We start from the raw sequence: 23,750 nt of genomic DNA, 5'->3' as shown, positions 1-23,750 counted from the left end.
TCTTGACAAGCTTGCTTGTTAAGAGCAAGCTGAGCGTGTTCAGGCACCATCTCGACGACGAAATCGGAGCACGCCATGTCCGCCACCACCAGCATCTTCGTGAACCTCCCCACGACCGACCTCGATCGCTCGAAGGCGTTCTACGAGGCGCTCGGCTTCAGCATCAACCCGCTCTTCACCGACGAGAACGCCGCTTGCGTCGTGCTCGACGAGAACGTGTACTTCATGGTGCTGACCCGCGACTACCTCGCCACCTTCACCGACAAGCAGATCATCGACCCGAAGACCCACGCGCAGGCACTCATCGCGCTGAGCCGCGAGTCCCGCGACGACGTCGACCAGGTGCTCGCCAAGGGGCTCGCCGCGGGCGGCACCGAGCCCCGCGAGGCGCAGGACTACGGCTTCATGTACTCCCGCGACCTCGAGGACCCGGACGGCAACGTGCTCGAGTTCCTCTTCATGGAGCCGGCCGCCGCCGAGCAGGGCCCCGACGCGTTCCTCGCCGGCCAGGCCTGACGAGGCGCCGATGGGCACCCGCGCCGCACGCGGCTTCGGCCAGTACAGCGGCGTCGCGCGTGCCGTCGAGCGGGTCGGGGAACGCTGGGCGCTGCTCATCGTCCGCGACCTCCTCGGTGGTGCGCGCCGGTACAGCGACCTCAAGGCATCCCTGCCCCGGATCCCGACGAACATCCTGAGCGACCGGCTCAAGGAGCTGCAGGAGGCGGGCATCGTGCGCCGCGTGCCGAGCGTGCGCGGCGGTTACGAGCTGACGCCGCTCGGCCGAGGCCTCGAGCCGGTGGTCGCGGCGCTCGAGCGCTGGGGCTGGTCGGTCCTCGGGGACCCTGGCGAGGGGGAGACGATGAGCGCCGACGCGCTCGGCTTCGCGCTCTCCACCGCTTTCCGGCCGGATGCCGCCGCGACGCTCCCGCCGACCGAGTACGTGCTGTGGCTCTCCGGGGCGGAGCCGCCCGTCGCGGTCTCGGCGATCGTGGTCGCCGGCACGCTCGACGTCGTCGCCGTCGGTTCCGGCGCGCTGCCTCAGCCGCGGCGGCGCTCCGCGCACGAGCCCGTGCCTGAGGCGGTGCTCGAGCTCGAACTGACGCCGACGGCGCTCCGCGCGCTGCTCGCCGAGGGCGCGCCCCGGGCGAACGACGACGGGCCGTTCGCGGGGGACGCCGAGCTGCTCGCGCGCTTCGTCCGCACCTTCCGCATCGATCCCGTCGAGCCGTCCCCCGGCACCGCGCGAGCGGCGGGCGCGGCCGTCGCCTAGCCGTTACCGGAGTGATATCTCCGCGACGCTGGCCGGGCCTCTCCGCTCGGTACGCTGAGCCGACGGTGCACATGCGCGGCAGGGGGAGACGATGACGGGACGGAGCGCGGGTCGGCGCGTCAGGGGCGTCGGAGTGACCGCGGCGATCGCCGCGCTCCTCCTCGCGGGGTGCGCGAGCGAGCCGACACCGAGCCCCTCGCCGACGGCGAGCGTCACGCCGACGCCGAGCGTCACGCCGACACCGAGCCCCTCGCCGACCCCGACGCCGGGGGCGGCCCAGGACCCGGCGGATCCGTCGAGCTGGCTGATCGGCGCCGATGGCATCGGGCCGATCCAGCGCGGGGCGGCGTATCCGGCGGCGATCGAATCGCTCACGGATCTGTACTCGGTCGAGCCGTCGGGGCTGTGTCCCGAGCTCGTGAACCTGAAGCACCCCGACAAGGCCGGACTGCTCGTGATCCTCTCGGACGACGGCTCCGTGGTGCACCGGGTCTCAGTGGCGAGTTCGACGCGCGACCCAGGCTGGCCCCACGAGGGCGGCGCCACCGCCGCCGGGATCAGACTCGGATCGACCGAAGCTGAGCTCGCCGCCGCCTACCCGGAGCTGGAGCTCGTGATCGAGCGGCCGAGCTCGACCGTGTACGCGGTCGGCGACGACACGGCGGGTTGGATCGACTTCCTGGTCATCGACGGCGTCGTCTCGACCATCATCGCCGCAGACACGAAGTTCGTTCCGCAGGAGCTCTGCGCATGATCGGTCGCGGTCGCGCTGCCGCCGCGTTCGCGGGCCTCGCGATCGCCGCGCTCCTCCTCGCGGGGTGCGCGAGCGAGCCGGAGCCGACGCCGAGCCCGCCGGCGACATCCAGCCCGACGCCCACGGCGAGCCCGACGCCCGCGCCGGTTCCGAGCGCGGCCGCGCCGGACGTTGCCGATCTCACGACCTGGACGATCAGCGGCGCCGGCTTCGGCCCGGTCGTGCGCGGCGCGGCGTACCCGGAGGTGGCGACGCCGCTCACCGCCTTCGACCTCGCCCCGGTCGACGCGGCGTGCCCGAGGCTGTTCACGCTGGCGCTCGCCGCCGACGACGGTCCGAGCGTCGCGGCACTGCTGCTCATCGTCTCCGAGACCGGCGACCGCGTCGAGGACGTCTGGGTGTCCGGCTCACCGGACGCCTCCGGGACGCTGCCCCTCGCGCCGCGCACCGCAGAGGGCATCGGCCTCGGCTCGAGGATCGACGAGCTCACCGCCGCGTACCCGGAGCTGCAGCAGATCGCTCAGCTGAGCGCCGAGGGCTTCGGCTACGCCGTCGGAGATGCCGAGCGCGGCTGGATCGACTTCATCGTGGTCGAGGATGTCGTCACCAGCGTCGGCTCCTCCGCCGAGCCTCGTGCGCCCAAGGAGTTCTGCGGCTAGCTCGTCCGTGAACGCCCGGCGCACCTCGTCGCGCTCGAGGACGCCTACGATCTGTACCCGCTGCCGAGTTCGCCCTGGACTGCAGCCTGGGCCGAGCTCAGCGGAGGAACCGCAGGTAGTCCACCGCCGGGTCGACGGCAGCGCCCACGGTGAGCACCGCCTCGGCGACCTCTTCGCCGCCGCCGAGCTCGAGGGCGACCGAGCCGTCCGCCCGCACCGCGCGCGAACCGCCGACGAAGCGGAAGCCGTCGGCCTCGCCCACGGCGTTCACGTAGACGTGCGGCAGACGGTTGTCGAGCGCCCGGGCCCGCGAGGCGAGCTCGTGGTCGGGCAGGTACGGGGCCATGTTCGCGGCGACCGAGACGAGCAGCTCGGCGCCCGCCAGGGCGAGTCGGCGGGCGGGCTCCGGGAACTCGATGTCGAAGCAGATCAGGGCGCCGATCGCGGCGCCCGCGGCGGTGCCGAGCACATCGTCGTCGCCCGGTGCGAAGGCCTCGGCCTCCGCACCGAACAGCAGTCGCTTGCGGTACACCGCGGTGAGCCGGCCCTCGGCGTCGATGATCGCGAGCGCGTTGTGCACCGAGCCGTCGGGCCGCGAGGCATCCGGCCCGCCCCGCTCGGCGAAGCCGAAGGCGACGGCCGTGCCCAGCTCGCGGCAGGCCGCCGCGAGCTCCGCGAGGATCGGATCGTCGCGGGTCACGGCCAGCTCGTCGACGCGTTCCCCGGTGTAGCCGCAGAGGAAGAGCTCGGGGAAGACCGCGAGCTCGGCATCCGGATGCGCCGCCAGGACCTCACGGATCGCCGCCGCGTTCGCGCGCAGATCGCGCGGGGCGGCGGCGAGCTGCGCGAGGACCACCCGGAGCTCGCGCTCCCCGGTGGCCCCCGCCTGCTGGATCATCTCGGTGCCTGCCGCTCGCGTTACTTCGCGACGAAGGACAGGCGGCGGTTCGCGAACTCGCCGATGCCGATCGGACCCATCTCGCGACCGAAGCCCGAGCGCTTCACGCCGCCGAACGGCAGCTCGGCCGCCTCCGCCGCGATCGTGTTGACGTGGGTCATGCCGACCTCGAGCCGCGAGGCGACGCGTGCGGCGCGCGCCTCGTCGGTCGAGAACACGGAGCCGCCGAGGCCGAGGTCGCAGTCGTTCGCGAGCTCGAGCGCTTCCTCGTCGCTGTGCACCCGGTAGACGGTCGCGACCGGCCCGAAGATCTCCTCGCGGTACGACGCGGAGTCGCGCGGCACGCCCGTGAGCACGGCCGGCGAGTAGTAGGCCCCCGGGCCGTCGGACAGCACGCCGCCCGCCTCGAGCGTCGCGCCCGCGGCGACTGCGCGCTGCACCTGCTCGTGCACGGTCTCGGCGGCCACGCGCGTCGACAGCGGCGCGTACTCGCCGTCGCCGAGGGCGAGCTGGTCGCCCGGGACGAGCCCGTCGGCGAGCTTCGTGAGCTCCGCGACGAACTCGTCGTAGATGTCGTCCATGACGATCAGTCGCTTGTTCGAATTGCAGACCTGGCCGCCGTTGTAGACGCGGAAGTCCCAGGCCGCCTTCGCGACGGCCGCGACGTCGTCGGCGTCGAGCACGACCATCGGGTCGATGCCGCCGAGCTCGAGCACGCACTTCTTCAGGTGGCGGCCGGCCTGCTCGCCGATGATCGCACCGGCGCGCTCGGAGCCGGTGAGCGAGACGCCCTGCACGCGGTCGTCGGCGATCATCGTCGCGATCTGCTCGTGCGAGGCGAACACGTTCTGGTAGCCGCCGACGGGCACGCCCGCCTCCTCCATGATCTCCTGGATCGTGAGGGCCGAGCGGGCGCAGATGTCGGCGTGCTTCAGGATGATGGTGTTGCCGAGCACGAGGTTCGGCGCCGCGAAGCGGGCCACCTGGTAGTAGGGGAAGTTCCACGGCATCACGCCGAGCAGGGGGCCGATCGGCAGCTGCTCGATGACGGCCTTGCCCGGGATGGTCGACGGGATCTCGTAGTCGGTGATGAGGCTCGGCCCGTGCACGGCGTAGTAATCGATGATCGCGGTCGCGAACTCGACCTCATCGATCGACTCGGCGATCGACTTGCCCATCTCGACCGCGATGAGGCGGGCGAGCTCCTCCTTGCGCTCCTCGAACAGCTCGGCGACGCGCTTCACGACGGCGGCGCGCTCCTGCACGCTGCGCTCGCGCCACTCGCGGTAGGCCCCGTCGGCCGCCGCGAGCGTCTGCTCGATCTCCGCATCGGTCGCGACCTCGAAGGTCTCGACGATCTCGCCGGTCGCGGGGTTCTGCACCCGGTATTTCGCCATGTCGGCTCTCCTTCGTCTTCGTGGGTCTGCGGCGCGGGCAGCGGCCCGCGCGGGAGCGCTCAGCGCTCGATGAACACCTTGCGCAGCGGTTCGCGCACGGTCCAGATGGTCTGCATGCCGGCCTCGAGGCGCACCACCGAGCCGGGGGCGAGCACGATCGCCTCGCGGGCGGGCTCGACGAACTCGACGGTCGCGTCACCTGCGAGGACGACGAAGACCTCGTCGACCTCGGTGTCGCGCATGGTGCCGCGGCCCATCTCCCAGATGCCGATCTCACCGGCGGCCGACACATCGAGCGGCAGGTACGCGGTCGTCGGCTCGCCGGCGACCGACTGCTCGGCGGGGACGGGCTCGTGCTCGAGGGCGACGGCCGGGCCCTCGACGAGCAGGCCGGCGGCGAGGCGCTCGGCGCCCTGCTCGGTGCCCTGCTGCTCGGTGCCCTGCTCGGTGCTCACGAGTCGAACCCGAGGCCGAGGGCGTCGAGCGTCTTCAGCAGCACGTTGCGCTTGCCGCGGTTGTGGTCGGCGCGGTCGAGCGACCAGCGGGTCGCGTTGATGCCGATCGCGGCGGCCGGCTCGGGCGGGAACGGGAGCGGGCGCTTGCGCACCATCTCGAGCTGCGTGCGCTCGTTGTCGCGACGCTCGAGCAGGTCGAGCATGACCTCGGCGGCGAACCGCGTCGACCCGACGCCGAGACCGGTGAATCCGGCGGCGTAGGCGACGCGGTGCTCGCGCGCCGTGCCGAAGAAGGCGGTGAACTGCGTCGAGGTGTCGATCGCGCCCGCCCACTGGTGGCTGAACTGCAGGCCCTCGAGCTGCGGGAACGTCGTGAAGAAGTGGCTCGCGAGCGTCTGCCACGACTCGGGCCGGTTCTCGTACTGCTCCCGGACCTTGCGCCCGTAGTGGTACACGGCGTCGTAGCCGCCGAAGAGGATGCGGTTGTCCTTCGAGAGCCGGTAGTAGTGGAACTGGTTCGCGAGGTCGCCGATGCCCTGGCGGTCCTTCCAGCCGATCGAGTCGAGCTGTTCGGCCGAGAGCGGCTCGGTCATGAGCACGTAGTCGTAGACCGGGACCGTCATCAGGCGGTTGCGCTTCAGCAGCGAGGGGAAGACGTTCGTCGCGAGCACCGCGTGCTTCGCGTCGACGCGGCCGCCGTCGGTGACGACGCTCACGGCCCCGGTCGATCCCGGCGTGTCGATGCGGCGCACCGGCGACTGCTCGAAGATCTCGACGCCGCGCTCCTCGGCCACGCGCGCGAGCTCGGCCGCCAGGCGCGCCGGGTGCACCATCGCGTTGGTGCGCTTCTCCCAGACGCCGCCGAGGTAGGTGGGGGAGTGGACGGATGCCTGGACCGCGGCTTCGTCGAGGAAGACGACGTCGTCGGCCTCACCGTTCGCCGCGGCCTCGTCGGCCCACTCGCGCAGCCACTCGAGCTGGTGCTCCTCGACCGCCGGCGCGAGCTGCCCCGTGCGCTCGAACTCGAAGTCCATGCCGTAGCGCTGTTCGCTCGCCTCGATGGCGTCGAGGTTCTCGACGCCGAGGCGATCGAGCAGCGGCATCTCCTTCGGCCAGCGCGCGAGGCCGTTCTCGTGCCCGTGCGTGAGGCTCGCCTCGCAGAAGCCGCCGTTACGGCCGGACGCGGCCCAGCCCACCCGCTTCGCCTCGACGAGGACCACGTGCGACTCGGGCGCGCGCTCCTTGGCGAGCAGCGCGGTCCACAGGCCGCTGTAGCCGCCGCCGACGACCACGAGGTCGGCGACGACGGTGCCGGCGAGTTTGGGCCGCGACGGCTTCAACGCCTCGGGCAGGTCGTCCCGCCAGAAGACCGAGTGGCGGGTGTCGGCGAGCGCATGCTCGATGACGGATGAAGAGGGTCGACGTCGTTCGAAGACGGTGGTGCCCACGGGGATCACTCCGATGCGTGTTTGGTTCCCACCATCCTGACGCGGCGGCGGCCGGGCCGCCAGCCCGCCGGTGTCGCGGAATCGCGGCGGCTCCGGACAGATTGACGGATGCCGCACCCGCGGTGGGCGTCGGCGTCAGGCCGTTGGGGCGTGCTGTTCGAGGAACTCGTACACCTCGGTCTGGTCGACGCCCGGGAACGTGCCGGTCGGCAACGCCGCGAGCAGGCTCGTCGGCGTGCGCGCGGCCGGCCACGAGGCATCCGCCCATTTGTTGGCGAGCCCCTCGGGCGCCTGGCAGCAGCTCGGATCGGGGCAGCGGGACACCGCGCGGTGCGGCGTCTCGCGGCCGCGGAACCACTTCACGTGCTCGAAGGGCACGCCGACCGACACCGAGTACTCGCCCTCCTTCGCCTTCTCGATGCGGGAGGTGCACCAGAACGTGCCGGACGGAGTGTCCGTGTACTGGTAACAGGGGCTGAAGCGGTCCTCGACGTCGAAGACGGTGCGTGCGGTCCAGTTGCGGCACACGGTGGTGCCCTCGACGGCGCCCAGGGCGTCGGACGGGAAGCGCACCCGGTCGTTCTCGTACGCCTTGATGATCGTGCCCGACTCGTGCACCTTCATGAAGTGCACCGGGATCTCGAGCCGCGCGGTCGCGAGATTCGTGAAGCGGTGGCCGGCGGTCTCGTAGGAGACGGCGAAGTGGTCGCGCAGCTCCTCCATCGAGATGCGGCGCAGGTTCTTCGCCTCGGCGAGGTAGCGGACGGCGGCCTGCTCGGGCAGGAGGATGGCCGCGGTCAGGTAGTTCGTCTCGACGCGCTGGCGCAGGAACTCGCCGTAGTCGCGCGGCTCCTCGTGGTGCAGGAGGTGGCTCGCGAGCGCCTGCAGGATCGGCGAACGGGAATCGCGGGACGGCGACTGCTGCGTGGGCAGGTAGATGCGGCCGTGGCGCTTGTCGGTCACCGAGCGGGTGGAGTGCGGGAGGTCACCGACGTAGTGCAGGGAGTAGCCGAGGTGGGAGGCCATGTCGGCGACGAGCTGGTGCGAGACCGGACCGCCGGTGTGGCCGACCGCCTCGAGGAGCTCGGCGGCGACGCGTTCGAGCTCGGGGTAGAAGTTGTCGCGGGCGCGCATCTCGGCGCGCAGCTCGGCGTTCGCCCGGCGCGCCTCCTCAGGCGTCGCCGCCCGTTCGCGGTGGAGACGGTCGATCTCGTTGTGCAGGGCGAGGATCGTCTGCAGAGTCTGATCGTTCATGGACTTCGCGACCCGGAACGGGTCGAGGCCGAGCGCCGAGAAGACGGGACCGCGCTGGGCGCGCTCCACGGCGATCTCGAGGGCGGCTCGCTCGCTCGGGGCGTCGGCGCGGAGAAGCTCGTCGACCGTGGTGCCGAGGGAGAGGGCGATCGTGCGGAGCATCGAGAGGCGCGGCTCGCGCTTGCCGTTCTCGATGGCCGAGACCTGGCTGGGTGCCCGGTCGATCGCGCGGGCCAGCTCGCCGAGCGTCATGCCGCGGGCGGTGCGGTGCTCGCGGATGCGGCGGCCGAGGGTGAGCGCGTCGACCTCGGCGGCGGGCGAGGCGGCGGCGGCGTTCGAGGCTGCGGTCGCGGAGGCGGTCGCGGAGTCGGCGGTGGCGGGATCGGCGGCGATCATGTCAACGATGGTCACATGAGCAGCAGGATGCCGCAAACAGAACTTCTGTCGAAATTCTGCGAACTGGGCGGGGTGGGGCGTGAATCCGCGGCGTTCGGCCTCGTCTGGCCTCGGATATCGCGAAGAATTCGAGAAATGCGCTCGGCTCAGTCGGCTGCGAGCAGCTGCCCGGCGCTCAGGACCTCGGCGTAGCTGTCGCCGAGGGCGGCCATGAACGCGGCGTGCACCTGAGCTGCGGGGACGGTCAGCTCGCCGAAGGCGAGGTCGGGTGCGGCGCAGGCGTCATGGATCACCGTCACCGCGAAGCCGAGGTCGGCGGCCGCGCGAACGGTCGCGTCGACGCACATGCTCGACATCATTCCCATCACGACGAGTTCGAGTGCCGGGGCTCCCGACTCGGAGCCGTCGGCGGGCCCGCCGCCGAGCGTCCGAAGCTCCCGCTCCAGACCCGTGCCGAGGAACGCGTTGGGCTGCGTCTTCGTGAGCAGCGTCTCGCCGTCGCGCGGTGCGACGCTCGGGTGGATCTCGATCCCCGGTGTGCCCGGCTGGAAGAAGGCGGCCTCCGGGGAATCCCAGACGTGCTGGATGTGGACGACCGGCTCGCCCTGCTCGCGCCAGGCCGAGAGCACCTCGGCGGCGCGGTCGGCCGCGGCCTCGGGCTCGACGAGGGGGTGGCGACCGCCGGGGAAGTAGTCCTGCTGGATGTCGATGATGAGCAGCGCGCGGGTCATGCGCTCACGCTAGCGGGCGGGGGCGGGTTCGCGGGAGCGCGGCGGGAACTTCCTCGGGGCGCGCCGCGGGACGGGCGTCGTCGTCTCGCGAACCGCTCGGCCAGGAGCCGATCGCTCGCGAGGTTGCCCGGGCGGGGAACCTGCTGCGGGTCGAGATGCGGCGGCGGGACGAACCAGCTGCGGTCGTCGCGGAGGCGGATTCGCCAGCCGTCGCGGTGGACGCGATGGTGGTGATGGCTGCACAGCATGATGCCGTTGCCCGCATCGGTGCGGCCCTCGTCGCGCTGCCACCAGGCGATGTGGTGCGCCTCCGCGTATCCCGGTGGTCGGAGGCATCCCGGCCAGGCGCAGCCGCCGTCGCGGTCGATGAGGACGAGCTTCTGCTCGGTGCTGAAGAGGCGTGCGGTGCGACCGAGGTCGAGTCGTGCGCGGCGGTCACCGAGCAGCAGCGGGCTGATGCCGGCGCTCAGCGCGAGTGCGCGTGCCGTCGCGATGGAGATCGGCTGGTCTACGCCGTCGATCGTCGCGTACCCCTCGCCGGACACGAGGGCCTCGGCGTCGACCCGTGCGACGACGGTCACTCGGCGCAGCGCCGTCGGCGCCTCGCCGCAACCGAGCGCATGCCGGGCCAGGTCGGCGAGCGCATCGGCGTTGAGCTGGGCGATCGACCGGTCCTCACGGAACAACGGATCATCGGCGTCGGCATCAGTGCCGGCGCCAGTACCTGCGGCCTCGAGGTTGCCGTTGCCGTTGCCGTTGCCGTTGCCGTTGCGGTCGCGGGCCTCGCCGGCGCGAGGGCGACCACGGCTCACGCGCAGCGCCGCGCCCACCAGCGCGTCGACCGCGGACTTGACGGCTGCACCGCTCTCGGGGTCGAATGCCCCGCGGACGAGGATCATGCCGAAGCGGTCTTCGCGGATCGTGAGCGACCGGCGCGCCCGGAGCTCGTCTTCGCGCGGCTCGACGCCGTCGGGATCGAGGTGCGCCTCGAGGCGCTTGACGAGTGAGTGCAGCCCGTCGACGCCGACGATCGGGGCACGTTCGACGAGAAGAGCTTCGGCGGTCGAGAGTGCTTCGGGGTCGCACCGGAGTGCGGCCCGCTCGAGGAAGCGTGTAATGAGCCCGGCCGCGTCGAGGCAGAGCCCGCCGCCGTGCATCGCCGCAGCGACGAGCGGTCGCTTCGCCGGCAGCTCCTCGTCGAAGAAACTGCGTCGCGCTGAGATCGCCCGCCCGACCTCGATCAGCCGAACGGCGTCGATGCTGCGGCCTCCGCTCGCGGCGGTGAGGAGTTTGGCTGCGCTCGGGAAGCCGTGCTCGCGGGCCAGATCGGCGTCGACCTCGCCACAGGACCGGTCGGCGAGCTCGGCCGCGCAGCGCGCCTGCAGCGCCTCGAGTGCCCGGGCAGCCCGAGCCAGCGCTTCGATCGTGCACACGAGGCCGGCGCCGCTCATCGCGTGAACTTCGGCGTCTGCACCGCTCGCCGCGCCCGTCTGCGCGCCCGACCACGCCTCGGCGACGGTCGCGGTGGCCTCGATGAAAGAGGCGAGGGCGGTGGTGGAGTGCATGTCCCTATTCTTGCGCCGCTCGCGCTCGGAAATCGAAGAAAGATTCGATCTGTGGATAACTCGCTCGACCAGGCTCTCGGCCCGCTAGCCTTGTCTTCACAAGGGAATTCGCTTGGATGCGCATGCGGTCTCGCGTGCCGACGCAGGCCGGGTGAGAGGGGAAGATGGTGGGAGAAAAGAGTATTTATGTTCGAATCACGTTCACTGCTGGGTGGCCTGCGCCCGGCTCAGCCGGAGCGGGCGGGTATCGTCGATGAATGGAACTCCTCGACGTCTGGCCCGTCTTCCGTCTCCGGCTGCGTACACCGCGGCTCGAACTGCGACCGGTGCGGGACGCCGACCTTCCGAGTCTGGCCGAGGCGGCGCTCGACGGGGTCCACGAGCCGGGACGCAATCCGTTCGGCATCCCCTGGACCGAGGCTCCGCGCGAGGAGCTGCTGCCGAACCTGGCGCGGTTCGTCTGGCGAGAGCGCGCGGGCGTCGCGCCGAACGAGTGGAACCTGCTGTTCGCCGTCCTCGAAGACGGCCGCCCGATCGGCCTGCAGGACCTTCGTGCGACGAACTTCGCCGCCTTGCGCACCGTCTCGAGTGGCTCGTGGCTGACGCGCTCCCGCCACGGCCTGGGGCTCGGCACCGAGATGCGGGCCGCGCTGCTCCTGTTCGCCTTCGACGAGCTCGGTGCGACCGTCGCGGAGTCGGGGGCGTACGACTGGAACGCCTCCTCCCTCGCCGTCTCGGCGAAGCTCGGCTACCGAGAGAACGGCGTGACGAAGCGCGCGCCGAAGCCGGGCGTGGTGGAGGACGAGGTGCAGCTGCGGCTCGTGGCGTCCGAGTTCCGCCGTCCGGACTGGCAGCTCGAGGTCGGCGGGTTCACCGAGGCGCGCCCGTTGCTGTTGGCATGAGCCTCGCGCGCACCGCCGAAGGGCGCAGTCGACGAGAGCTGCGGGGACCCCTCCCCATTTTGGGGGAGGCCGCTTGGCTGATTGGATGGTCCGCGGGGGCCCGGGACCGACCCGGGAACCGGAGGGAACCAGAACCATCATGACCGCAACCCGTAAGATCGCCGCCGTCTCGTTCGCCGCGATGGCCCTGCTGCTCGCCGGCTGCGCCTCGGGCGGAAACGCCGAGGGCACCGCCGCGAAGGCGGAGAAGCAGGCGGAGGCGCCCGCGGCCGAGCAGACCAAGCAGGAAGCCTGCACCGACGTGCAGACCGCGCTGCAGGAGCTCTCCAGCCTGAGCTCCGTCGACTCCAGCGACCCCGCCGCGGCCCTCGCCGCGCTGAAGGAGGCGTCCGGCACCGTCACCGAGACCGCCGCCAAGGTCGGCCACCCCGAGGTGAAGGCCGCCGCCGACCAGGCCGCGGTCGCGCTCGACGAGTACGTCGTGTACCTCGACGGCATGGTCGCCGACCCGGCCAACGCCGACATCTCGGCGATGAGCGAGCACATCACCTCGCTGCAGGAGTCGGTCACCGAGCTCGGCACCGTCTGCGCCAGCTGAGCACCGCGTCCACGACGCATCCACGCGGGCGCAGCGAACCCTGCGCCTGAGCGGAACCACGACGGCCCGCACCCGGACGGGTGCGGGCCGTCGCGCGTCATCGCGGAGGCGGGCTCAGGCGTCGTCCGCCGCGTGCACCCGCTCGCCCTCGACGAAGGTCTGCAGCACCCGCGTCGCGCCGATCTCGGGCGCCGCTCCCGCGAACGGGTCCCGATCCAGCAGCGCGAAGTCGGCGAGCTTGCCGACCGCGATCGTGCCCGTCTCATCGAGGTGGTTCACGAACGCCGAGCCCGCCGTGTACGCGGTGAGCGAGGTCGCGAGGTCGATCGCCTGCTCCGGCAGGAACGGCGGGTACTCCCCCTCCTCCTCGCCGGGCGCGGACACCCGGTTGACCGCGACGTGGATGGCGGCGAGCGGGTTCGGCGTCGACACCGACCAGTCGCTGCCCGCCGCGAGCACCGCGCCCGAGCGCAGCAGGTCGCCGAACGGGTACTGCCAGGCGTCGCGCGGTGAACCGAGGAACGGCAGGGTCAGCTCCACCATCTGCGGTTCGAGCGCCGCCCAGAGCGACTGCATGTTCGCCGCGACGCCGAGCTCGCGGAAGCGGGGCACATCCTCGGGGTGCACCACCTGCAGGTGGGCGATGTGGTGGCGGTGGTCGTTCCGGCCGTTGCGGGCGATCGCGTGCTCGACGGCGTCGAGGCACTCGCGCACGGCCCGGTCGCCGATCGCGTGGAAGTGCAGCTGGAAGCCGTGCGCGTCGAGCAGCGGCGCCGCCTCGTTCAGGAGCTCCGGCGGCACGAAGGAGATGCCCGAGTTGTCGGTCGGGTGCCCGTGGCCGTCGCAGTAGGGCTCGAGCATCGAGGCCGTGAAGTTCTCGGCGACCCCGTCCTGCATGATCTTCACACTCGTCGCGGCGAAGCGGCCGCCGCGGTACTCCTCGCGCTTGGCGAGGAGGCCGTCGATCTGCTCGAGGCCCTTCGTGCGGTCCCACCAGAGCGCGCCGACGACGCGCCCGGTGAGCCGACCGGATGCCGCGGCCGAGAGATACGCGCGGCCGGGATCGTCGCCCACGCCGTAATCGCCGACGATCGCGTCCTGCCAGGCGGTCACGCCGAAGGAGTGCAGGTAGCGCTGCCCCTCGAGCACCGCCGCCTCCAGCTCCTCTGGCGTCGTGACGGGCAGGTGCCGGCGCACGAGGTCCATGGCGCCCTCGTGCAGGGTTCCGCTCGGCGCCCCGTCGGCGTCGCGCTCGATGCGGCCGTCGGCGGGGTCGGGCGTGTGCCGGTCGATCCCGGCGAGCCGCAGCGCGGCGCTGTTCACCCAGGCGCCGTGCCCGTCGCGGTTCGGCAGGAACGCCGGGCGGTCGGGCAGCACCCGGTCGAGGGCCGCGGCGGTGGGGGTGCCGCCGGGGAACGCCGACATGCCCCAGCCGCCGCCGAGGATCCACGGGGCATCCGGGTGCGCCGCCGCGTACGCGGCGATCGTGTCGAGGTACGCGCCCTCGGTCTCGCCGTCGCGGAGGTCGCAGCGCAGCATGTCGAGCCCGCCCCAGACAGGGTGCACGTGCGCGTCCTGGAACCCGGGCACGAGCAGCCGGCCGTGGAGGTCGACCACCTCGGTGCCCGGCCCGACGAGCTCGCGCACGTCGTGGTCGGCGCCGACCGCGACGATCCGGCCGCCCGAGACGGCGACGGCCGAGGCGCGCGAGCGCACGGCGTCGGCGGTGAAGACGGGTCCGCCGGTGAAGACGAGATCGGCGTGAGGCATCCGTGAGTCCTTTCAGAGGGTGCGCGAAGGCGCGCGAGCAACAGGGGAGCGGGCGAGCGCGGCGGCTCAGCCGCCGCCCATGGTGCGGGCGATGTCGGCGGCCGAGTCGCCCGCGCGGCGCAGCACGTACGCGACGAGGCCGAGTGCGAGCAGGGTCAGCACGAGCATGATCGTCGACACCGCGGCGATCTCCGGGCGAAGACCGCTGCGCAGCGCGCTCAGCACGTACACGGGCCACGGCGTCGTGCCCGAGACCTGCACGAAGGCCGCGATGACCGTGTTGTCGAGGCTCAGCGTGAACGACAGCAGGAAGCCGGCGAGCACGGCGGGCATCGCGAGCGGCAGCGTGACCCGGCGGAAGGTGGCGGGCGGCTTCGCGTACAGGTCGGCCGAGGCCTCCTCGAGCTGGCCCTCCTGCCCGACGAGCCGGGCCCGCACGAGGTAGGAGACCACCGCGACGGAGAACAGCGAGTGCCCGATCACGAGCCGGATGATGCCGTCGTTGAACAGGCCGATGCCGAGATCCTGGCCGAGGAACACGAGCCACGGCAGCAGCGCCACCGCGTCGACGATCTCCGGCGTCACCGAGACGAGCAGCAGGAGGCCGAGGAACCACCACACCCACTTGCCGGGGTGGCGCGCCATCGCGATGCCCGCGAGCGTGCCGAGCAGCGTCGCGACGATCGCGGCGATGAAGCCGGTCTGCACCGAGATCCAGACGGCGTCGCGGATCGCCGGCTTCTCGAAGAGCGCGAGGAACGAGTCGAAGCCGAAGGACTGCCACGACACGAGCAGGCGCCCCACGTTGAACGAGGACACGATGATCACGAGGATCGGCGCGAAGAGGAAGATGAAGACGAGCACGCCCCAGACGCTCAGGACGACATCCGACCACGACCGCTGCTTCATACAGCCACCTCCTCGACGGGCTTGGACCGGGCGGATGGCTCGGCCGCGCCGAGCACGAGCCGGTTCCGGCTGCGGAACGGCAGCGTGACGAGCCAGACGAGGCCCGCCCCGACCGCCACGGTCGCCATGATCACGATGATGAGCAGCACCGCCATCGCCGAGCCCAGCGCCCAGTTCTGCGCCGTCTGGAACTGGCTCGCGACGAGCTGACCGACCATGTTGCCCTTCGCGCCGCCGAGGACGGTCGCCGTGATGTAGTCGCCCATCAGCGGGATGAACACGAGCAGCACGCCCGCGACGACGCCGGGGCGCGCGAGCGGCAGGGTGACCCGGAAGAACGTGGTCCACCGCCCGGCGCCGAGGTCCTTCGAGGCTTCGCGGAGCGGCCCGCTGACCCGGTCGAAGGCGACGAAGAGCGGCAGGATCATGAGCGGCAGGTAGTTGTAGACGACGCCGAGGAGCACCGCTCCGCGGGTGTACAGCAGCTCGAGGGGGCCGTCGATGAGGCCGATCGCCTGCAGCGCACTGGACAGCCAGCCCTCGGGCGCGAGGATGACCTGCCAGCCGATGGTGCGCACCAGGAAGTTCGTCCAGAACGGCACCATCACGAGCGCCACGAGCAGTCCCCGACGCGAGGGCGGTGCCTTGACGGCCATCCAGTACGCCACGGGCAGTCCGACGAGCAGGCAGATCACCGTGCCCGCGATGCCGACCCAGAGCGTGTTCTGGAACGTGGCGAAGAACGTCGGCGACATCGCCTCGACGTAGCGGTCGAAGCTCAGCACATCGTTGGCGTGCGTGCCGAAGATGCCCGGCTTGTAGCCGAAGCTGAACCAGATCACCATCCCCACCGGGGCGACGAAGAAGACCAGCAGCCACACCCACGCCGGGAAGGCGAGGGCGACGCCGGCGCTCTTACGCACCGGCCGCCGCCTTCATCGTGTTCCAGATCTCCACGACGCGCTCCTGCGCCTCGTTCACCTCGCCCTCGTGCATCGTCTCGATCTGCTCCGGGGTGAAGAACACGAGGTCGAGCATGGGCAGCTCGGCGTCGGCCGCCGCCTGCTCGATGCCGGTCGCGCCCGTGTGGTACCCGATGTAGTCGAGCTCGGCGAGCGAGTTCTCGGGGGTCAGCACGTAGTTGATGAAGGCGTGCGCGGCCTCGGGGTTCGGGGCGCCGGCCGGGATGGCCCAGTTGTCCATCCACAGCTCGGTCGCCGGCGAGCCGAGCACCCACTGCCAGCGGCTGGGGTCCGGGCTCTCCAGGATGCCGAGGCGGGCGTCGCCGTTCCACGACTGCATGAGCACCTGGGTGCCCTGCGGGATGGCGGAGCCGCCGGGGTACGAGTCGAATGCGGCGACGTGCGGGGCGAGGGTGTTCACGAGGAAGTCCTCGGCCGCGTCGAGCTCGGCCGGGTCGGTCGTCGTCCAGTCGATGCCGTTCGCCCAGAAGTAGATGCCGGTGAGCTCGGCGGGGTCGTCGAGCACGCTCGTCTTGCCGCTCGCCTCGTTCTGCGCGGCGTCGATGAAGTCGTTCCAGTCCTTCAGCTCGCGCGTGATGATGTTCTTGTCGTAGACGAAGCCGGTCGTGCCCCACGCCTTGCAGATCGAGTACTCGTTGTCGGGGTCCCACGCCCGGCCGAGGAACGCCGGGTCCATGTGCTCGAGGTTCGGGATGAGCTCCAGGTTGAACTTCTGCAGCAGCCCGTTCTCGATCATCTGCGGGATGAAGGTGCCAGTCGGCACGACGATGTCGAAGCCGCTCGTGCCCTTCGCCGCGACGAGCTTCGAGATCAGCTCCTCGTTCGAGTTGAAGGAGCTCAGCGTGATCTTCGGCCCCAGCTCCTTCGTGAACGCCTCGAGCACGTCGGGCGCGTCGTAGTCGCCCCAGGTGTAGATCGAGAGCTTCGACTCGAGCGGCCCGCCGGTCGCGACGGGCGCGTTCTGCGCCCCGCCGCCCGGGCTGCACGCGGCGAGCACGCCGGTCGCGCCGGCGGCGACCGCCGCGCTGAGGAAGCCGCGGCGGCTGAGCTCGCGACGGATGACCTTCGCGGCGTCGGTGCTCGCGAGGATCCGCACGGTGGGGGTCGATTCGGTCATGAGGTCCTCCTGGGTCGTACAGCGGAACAGTGGGGCGAATCGGATGCCGAGGCGGTCACGCGGTCGGCGGGGCGACGTAGCCCCCGGCCTGCGCCGCCTCGTCGGCGGGGAAGAGCAGCACGCTCTCGGCCGACCAGGAGCAGCGCACCGCCTGGCCGAGCTCGAGCGTCGGCGCCTCGGGGGTCGGCCGGCGGGCGATGAGGCTCTGCTCCTCGCCGAGCCGCACGAGGTACTGCATCGTCTCGCCGAGGTGGGAGACGCCGAGCAGGGTGCCCCGCACCGAGTTCGGCGCGGACGGCGCCGCCGCGTCGTCAGCCTCGATGCGCACGAACTCGGGCCGGACCGCGGCCTGACCGTTCGCGACGCCGGCGAGCGCCGTGCTCGTGCCCTGCACCACGGCGTGCGGCGACTCGACGGCTGCGCCGTCCCGGGCGACGGGCCCGCGGAAGAAGTTCTGCTGCCCGACGAAGGCGGCGACGTACGCCGAGACGGGGCGGGCGTAGATGGTGTCGGCGTCGGCGAGCTGCTCGATGCGGCCGTCGCGCATGATGGCGATGCGGTCGCTCATCGACAGCGCCTCGCCCTGGTCGTGCGTGACGAAGACGAAGGTGATGCCGAGCCGGGACTGCAGGAGTTTCAGCTCGAGCTGCATCTCCTCGCGGAGCTGCCGGTCGAGGGCGCCGAGGGGCTCGTCGAGGAGCAGCACCGCGGGGCGGTTCACGAGGGCGCGGGCGAGCGCGATGCGCTGCTGCTGGCCGCCGGAGAGCTGCGTCGGCCTGCGGTCGGCGAAGCGGCGCATCTGGACGAGCTCGAGCGCCTCGGAGACCCGCGTGCGGAGCTCGGACTTCGGGGTGCGCCGCTGCTGCAGGCCGTAGGCGACGTTCTCGGCGACGGACATGTGCGGGAACAGTGCGTACGCCTGGAAGACGGTGTTGACGTCGCGGCGGTACGGCGGCAGCCCGAGCACCGAACGGCCGGAGACGCGGATGTCGCCCTCGTTCGGCTGTTCGAATCCGGCGATCATGCGGAGCGTCGTCGTCTTGCCGCAGCCGGAGGGGCCGAGGAGGGAGAGGAACTCGCCCGGCTCGATGGTGAGCGAGACGCCGTCGACCGCGGTCTGCTCGCCGTAGCGCTTCGTGACCCGATCGATCTCGACGGAGCCCGCCCGAACATTGGATTGGGAGGCCGTTCTCGCCTCGGTCGCCGTCGTCACCTCGTGGTACCTCCCGGGTCCGCGGCACGCCGCCTTGCGTGCCGCCGTTCACTCGCGTGCCGCCATTCAACCGCCGGGGGCGGGCGGGGGCAATGGCCCGGTGCAGAACCGGACGATCCATCGCCCGGCGTCGGCGATGGGCGACAGTTCGTCCGAGGTCTCGTCATCGCGCCGAAACCCGAATCCCGTTCGGAGGGGCTATGCGGCCCCGCCGAGTCGACTCGAGCCCGGCAATTTCCGACGCGCAGAACTTCCGGGAAAGTTCACCCCACGGATCGTGGTCGGCACCCCTCGGGGCGCCCGCAGCATGGAGGCATCACAGCGAACCGCACCCCGCGGCGAACTCGAACGGAGCACGACGATGAGCACCCCCTTCCGCCCCGGAGACCAGACCCAGACCGCTGCCGAGCTGCAGCTCGAGTGGGACGCCAACCCCCGCTGGGAGGGCGTCACGCGCGACTACACCGCCGAGGACGTCATCGCCCTCCGCGGTCCGGTGCGCGAGGAGCGCACGCTCGCGAAGCGCGGCGCCGAGCGGCTGTGGGACGACCTCCAGCGCAACACCGGCACCGCGTTCGCGCCCATGGCCGAGCCCGAGTGGTCGGCCGCGCTCGGCGCCCTCACCGGCAACCAGGCCGTGCAGCAGGTGCGCGCCGGGCTGAAGGCCATCTACCTCTCCGGCTGGCAGGTCGCCGCCGACGCGAACCTCTCCGGCCAGACCTACCCCGACCAGTCGCTGTACCCGGCGAACTCGGTGCCCGCCGTCGTCCGGCGGATCAACAACGCGCTGCTGCGCGCCGGCCAGATCGAGGCGGGGGAGGGTTCGACCGACCAGGAGCAGAAGGACTGGATGGCCCCCATCGTCGCCGACGCCGAGGCCGGCTTCGGCGGCCCCCTGAACGCCTACGAGCTCATGCACCAGATGATCGAGGCGGGCGCCGCCGGCGTGCACTGGGAGGATCAGCTCGCGAGCGAGAAGAAGTGCGGCCACATGGGCGGCAAGGTGCTCATCCCGACGAGCCAGCACATCCGCACCATCAACGCCGCCCGGCTCGCGGCCGACGTCGCCGGGGTGCCGTCGATCATCATCGCCCGCACCGACGCGCTCGCCGCGACCCTGCTCACGAGCGACCACGACGAGCGCGACCGCCCCTTCGTCACGGGCGAGCGCACCGCCGAGGGCTTCTACGAGGTGCAGAACGGCATCGAGCCGGTCATCGCCCGCGGCCTCGCCTACGCCGAGTACGCCGACCTGCTCTGGGTCGAGTCGGCCGAGCCCGACCTCGAGCTCGCCCGCCGCTTCGCCGAGGCGGTGCACGCGAAGTTCCCCGGCAAGCGCCTGAGCTACAACTGCTCGCCCTCGTTCAACTGGAAGCGCCACCTCGACGACGAGCAGATCGCGAAGTTCCAGCGCGAGCTCGCGGCGATGGGGTACGCGTTCCAGTTCATCACCCTCGCCGGCTTCCACGCCCTGAACCACTCCATGTTCACGCTCGCCCAGGACTACCGCGAGCGGCACATGAGCGCCTACGTCGAGCTCCAGGAGGCGGAATTCGCCTCGGAGGCCTCCGGCTACACCGCCACGCGCCACCAGCGCGAGGTCGGCACCGGCTACTTCGACCGCATCGCCACCGCGCTGAACCCGCAGAGTGCCACGCTCGCCCTCGTCGGATCGACCGAGGAAGACCAGTTCTGACGACCTGAGCGCGCCGAGGCATCCCCTCGGCGCGCCGGGCCTCACCTCCACGGAACCAAGGAGACGACCTCATGACCATCACGCCCACCCTCGACCGCACCGAGTCCCCCCAGCGCACCGGCGGCTTCGCCACCGTCTCGCCCTGGATCGAGGTGACCGCCCCGCTCGGCGAGCGCTACGAGGAGATCCTCACCCCGGCGGCGCTCGACTTCCTCGCGGCGCTGCACGACCGCTTCGCGCACACCAGGCACGAGCTGCTGGCCGCGCGGCTGCAGACCCGCGTGGACGCCGCCAACGGCCGCGACCCGCGCTTCCTCCCCGAGACGGCGGAGATCCGCGCCGACCGCAGCTGGCGGGTCGCCGGTGCCGGCCCCGGCCTCGAGGACCGCCGGGTCGAGATCACCGGCCCCACCGACCGCAAGATGACGATCAACGCGCTGAACTCCGACGCGAAGGTCTGGCTCGCCGACCACGAGGACGCCACGAGCCCCACCTGGCGGAACATCGTCGAGGGGCAGCTGAACCTCGCCGACGCGCTCCGCGGCCGGCTCGACTTCACGAGCCCCGAGGGCAAGCAGTACCGCGTCGAGCGCGAGCTCGCCGAGACGCCGACGATCGTGTTCCGGCCGCGCGGCTGGCACCTCACCGAGAAGCACCTGCGCTTCCACGACCGCACCGGTCGGGCGATGCACGCCTCCGGCTCGCTCGTCGACTTCGGCCTCTACGTGTTCCACAACGCGCGCCGGCTCATCGAGCTCGGCCGCGGCCCGTACTTCTACCTGCCGAAGCTCGAGTCGCACCTCGAGGCCCGGCTCTGGAACGACGTGTTCGTCTTCGCGCAGAACGCGCTCGGCATCCAGCAGGGCACGATCCGGGCGACGGTGCTGATCGAGACGATCCAGGCCGCGTTCCAGATGGAGGAGATCCTCTACGAGCTGCGCGAGCACTGCGCGGGCCTGAACGCCGGCCGCTGGGACTACATCTTCTCGATCGTGAAGACGTTCCGCAGCCGCGGCCGCCGCTGGGTGCTGCCCGACCGGGCGCAGATCACCATGACCGTGCCGTTCATGCGGGCGTACACCGAGCTGCTCGTGCAGACGGCGCACCGGCGCGGAGCGCATGCCATCGGCGGCATGAGCGCGTTCATCCCCGACCGCCGCGACCCGGAGATCACCGAGCGCGCGCTCGCCGCGGTCGCCGCCGACAAGCGCCGCGAGGCGGGCGACGGCTTCGACGGCACCTGGGTGGCGCACCCCGACCTGATCCCGACGGCGCGCGCCGAGTTCGACCGGGTGCTCGGCGAGCGGCCGAACCAGCTGGAGCGGCTCCGCGAGGACGTCGAGGTGACGGCGGCGCAGCTGCTCGACATCCCGTCCATCGGCGGCGCGGTCACCGAGGCGGGCGTCATCGACAACATCCAGATCGCCATCCGCTATGTGGAGTCCTGGCTCCGCGGCGTCGGCGCGGCCGCCATCGAGCACCTGATGGAGGATGCCGCGACGGCCGAGATCTCGCGCTCGCAGATCTGGCAGTGGCTGCACGACAACACGGTCACGGCCGAGGGCACCCGCATCGACCAGACGTACATCGTGCAGGCGATGGGCGAGGCCGTGCGCGGGTTGCCGCGCTTCGAGGGCGACCGCTTCGACGACGCCATCCAGGTGTTCCGCACGGTGGCGCTCGAGCCGGAGTTCCCGACCTTCCTCACCCTGGGTGCGTACGCCCGCTTCCTCTGAACAACGCCCACCCCCTCGACTTGCCCGACTTTCATGAAAGTCGGGCAAGTCGGGTTCGGGCAGAATCGGAGGGTGACCGTGCTGACGATCCGCGCCGCCGCGCCCGCCGACCTCGAGGAGCTGGCCGAGCTCGCGGCCGAGACCTTCCCGCTCGCCTGCCCGCCCGGAGCGACCGCCGCGGACATCGCCGCCTACCTCGCGGCCGAGCTCACCCCGGAGCGCTTCGCCGCGCATCTGGCGGACCCGGCCCGGGCGGTGCTCCTCGCCGCCGACGAGCGCGGGCGGCTCATCGGCTGGTCGATGCTCGTGGGCGGCGAACCCGGTGACGCGGATGCCGCCGCCGTCGTCGCGGCCCGCCCCACGATCGAGCTCAGCAAGTTCTACACGCACGCCGACGCACACGGCCACGGCGTCGCGGCCGAGTTGATGACGGCGAGCCTCGAGGTCGCCGCCGCGGGCGGCGCCGCCAGCGTGTGGCTCGGGGTGAATGCCGAGAACGCGCGAGCGATCCGCTTCTACGAGAAGCAGGGGTTCGCCCGGGTGGGCACGAAGCGCTTCCGGCTCGGCGACCGGCTCGAGCACGACCTCGTGCTCGAGCGCGCCTTCGCCGCCCCCGCCGGAGCCTAGGCGGCGGCCGGCTCGGCCGGCTCGGGCAGCTCGGCCGAGGCCGCATCCGCCCGGCTCGCGGCGCGGCGGGCGATCCAACGGATGCCGAGGCCCGAGGCGAGGAACACCCCGGCGAGCACCGCCCAGCCGGCGAGGCCATGCGAGATCGCGGTCGCATTCACGACGAGCGGCGCCGCGAGCGCGCCGACCGAGTAGCCCATGCCGAACACGCCCTGGTACGCGCCCGCCCGCACGGGGTCGGCCAGCTCGAAGCTGAGCCCCCAGCCGCCGGCCTGCGAGAGCACTTCGGCGAAGGCGTGCGCGACGGCCGCGATGACGAGGACGGCGATCGCGAACCCGACCGGCAGCCCCGCGGCGGCGGCGTAGACGAGGCACGCCGCCGCCATCAGCCACGCGGCGATGCCGGAGACGCGGCCCGCGACCCGGAGGTCGTGCGTGCCCCGCGAGGCGGGCACCTGGAAGACGATCACGATCGCGGTGTTCAGGATCAGCAGCACCGAGATGAGCACCTCGGGCACGGCCGTCTCGCGCGTGATCCAGAGCGGCACGCCGAGCTCGGCGACCCCGAACTGCATGCCGAAGATCGCGCTGAGGGCGGTGAGCAGCAGGTACCTGGGGTTGCGCCACGGCGAGTGGCTGCGCCAGTCGCGGCGCGCGGTGCGGGCGGCCGCGGCGGTGGCCGAGGCATCCACCGATCCGGTCTCGGTGACGACCTCGGCGATCGTGGCGCGCGCCGGGGCGTCGACGCGGGCCGGGAGCTTCACGAGCTGCAGCAGTCCGAGGAGGTAGAGCACGCCGGCGCCGACGATGAGCGCACGGTACGCCTCGGCGGTGCCGATCGCGAGGGCGAGCGCCCCGAGTCCGGAGCCCACCGCGATCGAGGCGTTCGTGACGGTGCGCAGCACCGCCCGGGCGCCGACCCGAGCCTCGCCCTCGAACGCCCGGGCGATGATCGCCGAGCGGGTGGAGTTCGCGCCCTGCTCGAAGAGCCCGCAGACGATCGCGATGACGAGCGCGGTGAGGAAGTCTCCGGCGAAGACGTAGGCGATGAGCGCGACGCCCTCGATCCCCGTCGCCCAGAGCAGCAGCCGCCTGGCGCTCACCCGGTCGGCGAGCCAGCCGCCGGCGAAGGAGGCGACGACGCCCGCCGCGCTCGCCGAGGCGAGCACGATCGCGACCTCGCCGGGGGTGAGTCCGACGATGAGGGTGAAGTACAGCACCGTCACCGTGAGGAAGATGCCGCGGCCGACGCGGGAGATGAGGGTCGAGCCGACGAGGATGCGCAGCACGGGGTCGCTCACCGCGGCGGCGAGGCGCTCGCGGAACGGCGGACGGGCGGGGGCGTCGGCGGGCGGGGTGCTGGTCACGGGTT

22 protein-coding genes are annotated in these 23,750 nt (G+C 71.9%); 9 read left to right on the top strand and 13 right to left on the bottom strand.

The genetic code is table 11. The annotated features are described in order from the left end of the window. The first annotated feature begins 75 nt into the window (after positions 1-75). From M3147_RS15625 to M3147_RS15610, 4 genes are all read left to right on the top strand, one after another. Positions 76-516, top strand: coding sequence for a VOC family protein (locus M3147_RS15625; RefSeq protein ID WP_251204339.1), 441 nt, complete (start codon positions 76-78; stop codon positions 514-516). Positions 517-526: 10 nt separating this feature from the next. Further along, positions 527-1,270: a winged helix-turn-helix transcriptional regulator gene (locus tag M3147_RS15620; RefSeq protein WP_251204338.1), complete on the top strand. Its 744-nt coding sequence runs from the start codon at positions 527-529 to the stop codon at positions 1,268-1,270. 133 nt (positions 1,271-1,403) lie between these two features. After that, positions 1,404-2,024, top strand: coding sequence for a hypothetical protein (locus tag M3147_RS15615; protein ID WP_251204337.1), 621 nt, complete (start codon positions 1,404-1,406; stop codon positions 2,022-2,024). Further along, positions 2,021-2,683 carry a hypothetical protein gene (locus M3147_RS15610; protein ID WP_251204336.1) on the top strand — a complete coding sequence of 221 codons (663 nt, stop codon included), beginning with the start codon at positions 2,021-2,023 and terminating at the stop codon, positions 2,681-2,683. Before M3147_RS15615 ends, M3147_RS15610 begins: the two co-directional genes overlap by 4 nt. 97 nt (positions 2,684-2,780) lie before the next feature. On the opposite strand, the gene M3147_RS15605 is transcribed toward M3147_RS15610, so the two are convergent. The 7 genes from M3147_RS15605 to M3147_RS15575 form a co-directional block, all read right to left on the bottom strand. Next, positions 2,781-3,581 (bottom strand): nitrilase-related carbon-nitrogen hydrolase, encoded by an 801-nt coding sequence (locus M3147_RS15605; protein WP_251204335.1) that lies wholly within the window; start codon positions 3,579-3,581, stop codon positions 2,781-2,783. A 20-nt stretch (positions 3,582-3,601) separates the two neighbouring features. Beyond that, positions 3,602-4,978: an NAD-dependent succinate-semialdehyde dehydrogenase gene (locus tag M3147_RS15600; RefSeq protein WP_251204334.1), complete on the bottom strand. Its 1,377-nt coding sequence runs from the start codon at positions 4,976-4,978 to the stop codon at positions 3,602-3,604. A gap of 59 nt (positions 4,979-5,037) precedes the next feature. Beyond that, positions 5,038-5,433 (bottom strand): cupin domain-containing protein, encoded by a 396-nt coding sequence (locus tag M3147_RS15595; protein WP_251204333.1) that lies wholly within the window; start codon positions 5,431-5,433, stop codon positions 5,038-5,040. After that, positions 5,430-6,881 (bottom strand): NAD(P)/FAD-dependent oxidoreductase, encoded by a 1,452-nt coding sequence (locus M3147_RS15590; protein ID WP_251204332.1) that lies wholly within the window; start codon positions 6,879-6,881, stop codon positions 5,430-5,432. The genes M3147_RS15595 and M3147_RS15590 overlap by 4 nt, the downstream gene beginning before the upstream one ends. A 135-nt stretch (positions 6,882-7,016) precedes the next feature. Beyond that, positions 7,017-8,531, bottom strand: coding sequence for a helix-turn-helix transcriptional regulator (locus M3147_RS15585; protein ID WP_251204331.1), 1,515 nt, complete (start codon positions 8,529-8,531; stop codon positions 7,017-7,019). 146 nt (positions 8,532-8,677) lie between these two features. Beyond that, positions 8,678-9,262 (bottom strand): cysteine hydrolase family protein, encoded by a 585-nt coding sequence (locus M3147_RS15580; protein ID WP_251204330.1) that lies wholly within the window; start codon positions 9,260-9,262, stop codon positions 8,678-8,680. After that, positions 9,259-10,827 (bottom strand): HNH endonuclease signature motif containing protein, encoded by a 1,569-nt coding sequence (locus M3147_RS15575; RefSeq protein ID WP_251204329.1) that lies wholly within the window; start codon positions 10,825-10,827, stop codon positions 9,259-9,261. Before M3147_RS15575 ends, M3147_RS15580 begins: the two co-directional genes overlap by 4 nt. A gap of 257 nt (positions 10,828-11,084) precedes the next feature. Here M3147_RS15575 and M3147_RS15570 point away from each other — a divergent pair, with 257 nt between their 5' ends. Both M3147_RS15570 and M3147_RS15565 read left to right on the top strand, forming a co-directional pair. Continuing rightward, complete coding sequence (locus M3147_RS15570) at positions 11,085-11,729, top strand: GNAT family N-acetyltransferase (protein ID WP_251204328.1); 645 nt, start codon at positions 11,085-11,087, stop codon at positions 11,727-11,729. A 139-nt stretch (positions 11,730-11,868) separates the two neighbouring features. Continuing rightward, a complete protein-coding gene (locus tag M3147_RS15565; protein WP_251204327.1) occupies positions 11,869-12,327 on the top strand; it encodes a hypothetical protein in 459 nt (152 codons plus the stop codon). Between the two features lie 114 nt (positions 12,328-12,441). On the opposite strand, the gene M3147_RS15560 is transcribed toward M3147_RS15565, so the two are convergent. The 5 genes from M3147_RS15560 to M3147_RS15540 form a co-directional block, all read right to left on the bottom strand. Beyond that, the gene (locus M3147_RS15560; RefSeq protein ID WP_251204326.1) at positions 12,442-14,097 is read right to left on the bottom strand and encodes an amidohydrolase; all 1,656 of its coding nucleotides are present in this window, start codon (positions 14,095-14,097) and stop codon (positions 12,442-12,444) included. Positions 14,098-14,163: 66 nt separating this feature from the next. Continuing rightward, entirely contained in the window at positions 14,164-15,006 is an 843-nt protein-coding gene (locus tag M3147_RS15555) for an ABC transporter permease (protein WP_251204325.1), read from the bottom strand. Beyond that, positions 15,003-15,929 carry an ABC transporter permease gene (locus M3147_RS15550; RefSeq protein ID WP_251204324.1) on the bottom strand — a complete coding sequence of 309 codons (927 nt, stop codon included), beginning with the start codon at positions 15,927-15,929 and terminating at the stop codon, positions 15,003-15,005. The genes M3147_RS15555 and M3147_RS15550 overlap by 4 nt, the downstream gene beginning before the upstream one ends. Next, positions 15,922-17,106, bottom strand: a complete 1,185-nt coding sequence (locus M3147_RS15545; RefSeq protein WP_251204323.1) for a polyamine ABC transporter substrate-binding protein — start codon at positions 17,104-17,106, stop codon at positions 15,922-15,924. The genes M3147_RS15550 and M3147_RS15545 overlap by 8 nt, the downstream gene beginning before the upstream one ends. A gap of 55 nt (positions 17,107-17,161) precedes the next feature. Then, positions 17,162-18,319: an ABC transporter ATP-binding protein gene (locus tag M3147_RS15540; RefSeq protein WP_251204322.1), complete on the bottom strand. Its 1,158-nt coding sequence runs from the start codon at positions 18,317-18,319 to the stop codon at positions 17,162-17,164. A gap of 361 nt (positions 18,320-18,680) precedes the next feature. Here M3147_RS15540 and aceA point away from each other — a divergent pair, with 361 nt between their 5' ends. The 3 genes from aceA to M3147_RS15525 all read left to right on the top strand — a co-directional run bounded on the left by aceA (position 18,681) and on the right by M3147_RS15525 (position 22,378). Further along, a complete protein-coding gene (gene aceA, locus M3147_RS15535) occupies positions 18,681-20,015 on the top strand; it encodes an isocitrate lyase (RefSeq protein ID WP_251204321.1) in 1,335 nt (444 codons plus the stop codon). A 71-nt stretch (positions 20,016-20,086) separates the two neighbouring features. Beyond that, positions 20,087-21,751: a malate synthase A gene (aceB, locus tag M3147_RS15530; protein ID WP_251204320.1), complete on the top strand. Its 1,665-nt coding sequence runs from the start codon at positions 20,087-20,089 to the stop codon at positions 21,749-21,751. A 72-nt stretch (positions 21,752-21,823) separates the two neighbouring features. Further along, positions 21,824-22,378: a GNAT family N-acetyltransferase gene (locus tag M3147_RS15525; RefSeq protein ID WP_251204319.1), complete on the top strand. Its 555-nt coding sequence runs from the start codon at positions 21,824-21,826 to the stop codon at positions 22,376-22,378. Here the strand turns inward: M3147_RS15525 and M3147_RS15520 are convergent. Further along, on the bottom strand, positions 22,375-23,745 hold the full coding sequence (locus M3147_RS15520; protein ID WP_251204318.1) for an MFS transporter: 1,371 nt from the start codon (positions 23,743-23,745) through the stop codon (positions 22,375-22,377). The two genes, M3147_RS15525 and M3147_RS15520, sit on opposite strands and share 4 nt — an antisense overlap. Positions 23,746-23,750: the final 5 nt, after the last annotated feature.

This window comes from Agromyces mediolanus, assembly GCF_023715325.1.
Taxonomy (GTDB): domain Bacteria; phylum Actinomycetota; class Actinomycetes; order Actinomycetales; family Microbacteriaceae; genus Agromyces; species Agromyces mediolanus_A.
Note: the sequence above shows the minus strand (reverse complement) of the source record. Positions and strands in the feature narration are given on the sequence as shown.

Coding starts and splice junctions, on each gene's coding strand:
- M3147_RS15565 (WP_251204327.1), top strand. CDS start 11,869: ATGACCGCAACCCGTAAGATCGCCGCCGTCTCGTTCGCCGCGATGGCC.
- M3147_RS15610 (WP_251204336.1), top strand. CDS start 2,021: ATGATCGGTCGCGGTCGCGCTGCCGCCGCGTTCGCGGGCCTCGCGATC.
- M3147_RS15585 (WP_251204331.1), bottom strand. CDS start 8,531: ATGATCGCCGCCGATCCCGCCACCGCCGACTCCGCGACCGCCTCCGCG.
- M3147_RS15570 (WP_251204328.1), top strand. CDS start 11,085: ATGGAACTCCTCGACGTCTGGCCCGTCTTCCGTCTCCGGCTGCGTACA.
- aceA (WP_251204321.1), top strand. CDS start 18,681: ATGAGCACCCCCTTCCGCCCCGGAGACCAGACCCAGACCGCTGCCGAG.
- M3147_RS15545 (WP_251204323.1), bottom strand. CDS start 17,106: ATGACCGAATCGACCCCCACCGTGCGGATCCTCGCGAGCACCGACGCC.
- M3147_RS15555 (WP_251204325.1), bottom strand. CDS start 15,006: ATGAAGCAGCGGTCGTGGTCGGATGTCGTCCTGAGCGTCTGGGGCGTG.
- M3147_RS15560 (WP_251204326.1), bottom strand. CDS start 14,097: ATGCCTCACGCCGATCTCGTCTTCACCGGCGGACCCGTCTTCACCGCC.
- M3147_RS15625 (WP_251204339.1), top strand. CDS start 76: ATGTCCGCCACCACCAGCATCTTCGTGAACCTCCCCACGACCGACCTC.
- M3147_RS15575 (WP_251204329.1), bottom strand. CDS start 10,827: ATGCACTCCACCACCGCCCTCGCCTCTTTCATCGAGGCCACCGCGACC.
- M3147_RS15600 (WP_251204334.1), bottom strand. CDS start 4,978: ATGGCGAAATACCGGGTGCAGAACCCCGCGACCGGCGAGATCGTCGAG.
- M3147_RS15580 (WP_251204330.1), bottom strand. CDS start 9,262: ATGACCCGCGCGCTGCTCATCATCGACATCCAGCAGGACTACTTCCCC.
- M3147_RS15620 (WP_251204338.1), top strand. CDS start 527: ATGGGCACCCGCGCCGCACGCGGCTTCGGCCAGTACAGCGGCGTCGCG.
- M3147_RS15605 (WP_251204335.1), bottom strand. CDS start 3,581: ATGATCCAGCAGGCGGGGGCCACCGGGGAGCGCGAGCTCCGGGTGGTC.
- aceB (WP_251204320.1), top strand. CDS start 20,087: ATGACCATCACGCCCACCCTCGACCGCACCGAGTCCCCCCAGCGCACC.